This is a genomic window from Streptomyces sp. WELS2 (assembly GCF_013870595.1).
In the GTDB taxonomy this organism is placed as follows: Bacteria; Actinomycetota; Actinomycetes; order Streptomycetales; family Streptomycetaceae; genus Streptomyces.
The window spans coordinates 1-3,361 of the sequence record NZ_JACBWZ010000690.1; the positions used below are offsets into that span (position 1 = coordinate 1).

The 3,361-nt window shown below is 72.4% G+C and carries 3 protein-coding genes; 2 read left to right on the forward strand and 1 reads right to left on the reverse strand.

All coding sequences use genetic code 11. The features are described 5' to 3' along the window. The coding region (locus H5J33_RS28185) for a phosphotransferase (protein WP_181797653.1) at positions 1-404 on the forward strand (404 nt) is incomplete at its 5' end. 81 nt (positions 405-485) lie between these two features. Here H5J33_RS28185 and H5J33_RS28190 read toward each other — a convergent pair. Next, positions 486-2,135, reverse strand: coding sequence for a protein kinase domain-containing protein (locus H5J33_RS28190; protein ID WP_181797654.1), 1,650 nt, complete (start codon positions 2,133-2,135; stop codon positions 486-488). Positions 2,136-2,478: 343 nt separating this feature from the next. Here H5J33_RS28190 and H5J33_RS28195 point away from each other — a divergent pair. Further along, positions 2,479-3,361, forward strand: an 883-nt coding sequence (locus H5J33_RS28195) for a protein kinase domain-containing protein (RefSeq protein WP_181797655.1), incomplete at its 3' end; no start/stop codon positions are given.

The following is a 3,361-nucleotide window of genomic DNA, read 5'->3' on the forward strand; positions in this document are numbered from 1 at the left end:
GCCCGGTGGGCTGGGTGCACGGCGACTTCCACCCGTTCAACCTGCTCTACAAGGACGACGCCCCGGCCGCCATCGTGGACTGGGACCGCCTCGGGGTGCAGCCGCGCGCGGAGGAGGCCGTCCGCGCCGCCGCCATCTTCTTCGTACGGCCCTCCGGGCGGCTGCACCTGCCGAAAGTGCGGGCCTACGCGCGCGCGTACCGGCGCGCGGCCGGTGCCACGCCCTCGGAGCTGGCGGCGGCCGTGCACCGCGTGTGGTGGGAGCGGCTGAACGACTTCTGGATGCTGCGCTGGCACTACGAACGCGGCGACACGCGCGCGGACTGCCAGTTCCCGGCCGCGGCGGCGCTCGCGGTGTGGTGGACGCGCGAGTACGACGCGGTGTGCGACGCGTTCGTGGGGTGAGCCGCGGGCGTCACCCCGATGCGTGCGGCGACCGGGCCGGCGTCACCCCGAGGGTGTCGCGGGCCCGGTGGCCGGTGCGCTTCAACCGGTGGTGTCGCCGCCGGTGGTGGTGCCGACGGTCGTGGTCCCCTCGGCGCTGTTGCCGTCGCCGGTGCCCTGGTCCGTGGTGCCGCCGCCCTCGGTCGTGCCGGCGTCCGTGTTCCCGTCGGTGGTGCCGGCGTCGGTGCCGCCGTTCACCGGGTCCGTGGGCTGCGACGGCGTGGTCTGCGGGGTCGACGGCTGGCGGCTCGGGGGCGGGGAGGCCGACTGCGTCTGGGTGTACGACGGCGTGGTCGCCGGCGCCCCGCCGGAGCCGCCGCCGCTCCTGTCCCAGTTCCCGGTGCCCGTGTCGACGTCCGACGGCGCGCCGGTGTCCTCGTCGGTCGGGGTCGCGGAAGGCGACTCCTTCTCGGTGTTCTTGGAGTGCGTCGAGGTCGGCTTGGTGTCGGATCCGCCCTTGCCGCTGCCGCCGTTCGCGCTGTGCAGCGCCAGCGCCACGCCCGCCGAGATCGCGATGACCGCGAGGACGGCCAGGATCCACAGCTTGCCGCGTCCGCTGCCCCGGTTGCCGTGCCCCTCGAAGCCGCCGTCGTCGCCGCTGCCGTAGCCCGTGGGCAGGATCGGCTGCGGGATCTGCGCGGTGCCGCCCGCGTCCACCGGGTGCGGCATGACGGTCGTGCCCGCGAAACCGGCCGACGGGGTGTGCCGGCCCTCGTGCGCCTCCACCGGGCCGGTGTTCCAGGTACCGGTGTGGCCGCCCTGCTCGTACAGCATCTGCAGGCCGTACTGGACCAGGCCGCGCATCTCCTCGGCGGTCTGGAACCGGTCGTCGGGGTCCTTGGCGAGGGAGCGCATCACCAGGCCGTCCAGCTCCGGCGGGCAGGTGCCGTCGACGACCTGCGACGGCGGCACCGGCATGTCCTGGACGTGCTGGTAGACCACGGAGAGCGGCGTCTCGCCGGTGAACGGGGGCCTGAGCGAGAGCAGTTCGTACAGCAGGCAGCCGGTCGCGTACAGGTCGGAACGGTGGTCGACGGCCTTGCCGAGCGCCTGCTCCGGGGAGAGGTACTGCGGGGTGCCCATGACCATGCCGGTCTGCGTCATCGTCGTGGACGCGCCGTGCAGGGCACGGGCGATGCCGAAGTCCATCACCTTGACGGCACCGCTGTGGGTGATGATGACGTTCGCCGGCTTGATGTCACGGTGCACGATGCCGTGCTGGTGCGAGTAGGCGAGCGCCTCCAGCACCCCCGAGACGATGATCAGGGCCTGCTCGGGGCCCGGCGCCTCGGCGTTCATCAGCAGATCGCGGATGGTGCGGCCCTCGACCAGCTCCATGACGATGTACGGCACGGACTGGCCGCCCACCATGTCCTCGCCGGAGTCGTACACGGCGACGATCGCGTGGTGGTTCAGCCCCGCGACGGACTGCGCCTCGCGGGTGAACCGCGCCTTGGAGACCGGGTCTTCGGCCAGGTCCGCGCGGAGCAGTTTGACCGCGACCGTGCGGCCCAGGCGGACGTCCTCGGCGGCGAACACCTCGGCCATGCCACCCCGGCCGAGCCGGTGCGTGAGCCGGTAGCGCCCGTCGCCGACGAGCCCGCCGTTGCCCCACAGCTCCGGCGCGTCCGACATGCCGCCGCCAGTCGCCTCGGGGTCGGACGGGCCCTGAGAGCGCTGCGTCTGTGCCATCAGTCCTCGCCGTCGTTTCTGCCCGCGGTGCGCGCGGTGTTGTTACGGTCTCCGTCGGCCACGCTACAGCCTCCGTGGGGGCCGCCGGTCCGGAACCGCGACCGGGACGGACCCGAGACGGACCGGTCATGAAACCTCCAGCAGGCGCTGTCGTGCAAGTTCTGTGCGCCGGTCGTACGTCCCCTGTAACGCTTGCGCGACGCTTCTTGCGCGTACGGTCACGGAACGGGCACCGAGCTTGACGTGTCGGTGCCCTCCGGCAGACTTGGCCGGGAATGAGACATTCGATCAAGGCCTGTTCGCTGGATCACGGCGCCGGACGGCCAGTGGGGGACGCGGAGAGATGAGCCAGCACGGCGCACCGGGCCGGTACGCGGGGCAGGCCCTGGCGCAGGGCCGCTACCAGCTGCGCGACCTGCTCGGCGAGGGCGGCATGGCCTCGGTGCACCTGGCGCACGACACGGTGCTGGACCGTCCGGTCGCGATCAAGACCCTGCACACCGAACTCGGCCGGGAACAGGCCTTCCGCGAGCGCTTCCGCCGCGAGGCGCAGGCCGTGGCCAAGCTCACGCACACCAACATCGTCTCCGTCTTCGACACCGGCGAGGACGAGCTGAACGGCATGGCCACGCCGTACATCGTCATGGAGTACGTCGAGGGCCGGCCGCTGGGCTCGGTGCTGGAGGAGGACGTCCGGCGGTACGGCGCGATGCCCGCCGACAAGGCGCTGAAGATCACCGCCGATGTGCTCGCCGCCCTGGAGATCAGCCACGAGATGGGGCTGGTCCACCGCGACATCAAGCCGGGCAACGTGATGACGACCAAGCGCGGTGTGGTCAAGGTCATGGACTTCGGCATCGCCCGCGCCATGCAGTCCGGCGTCACCTCGATGACGCAGACCGGCATGGTCGTGGGCACCCCGCAGTACCTCTCCCCCGAGCAGGCCCTCGGCCGTGGCGTGGACGCCCGCTCCGACCTGTACTCGGTCGGCATCATGCTGTTCCAACTGGTCACCGGGCGGCTGCCGTTCGACGCGGACTCGCCGCTGGCGATCGCGTACGCGCATGTGCAGGAGGAGCCGGTGGCGCCCTCCTCGGTCAACCGCGCGCTGCCGCCCGCCGTGGACGCGCTGGTCGCCCGCGCGCTGCGGAAGAACCCGAACGAACGCTTCCCGACCGCCGAGGCCATGCGCGCCGAGTGCCTGCGCGTCGCGGCCTCCCTCCCGG

Bases quoted from the DNA above. Each gene is read 5' to 3' on its own strand.
- H5J33_RS28190 (WP_181797654.1), bottom strand. From the start codon at position 2,135: ATGGCACAGACGCAGCGCTCTCAGGGCCCGTCCGACCCCGAGGCGACT.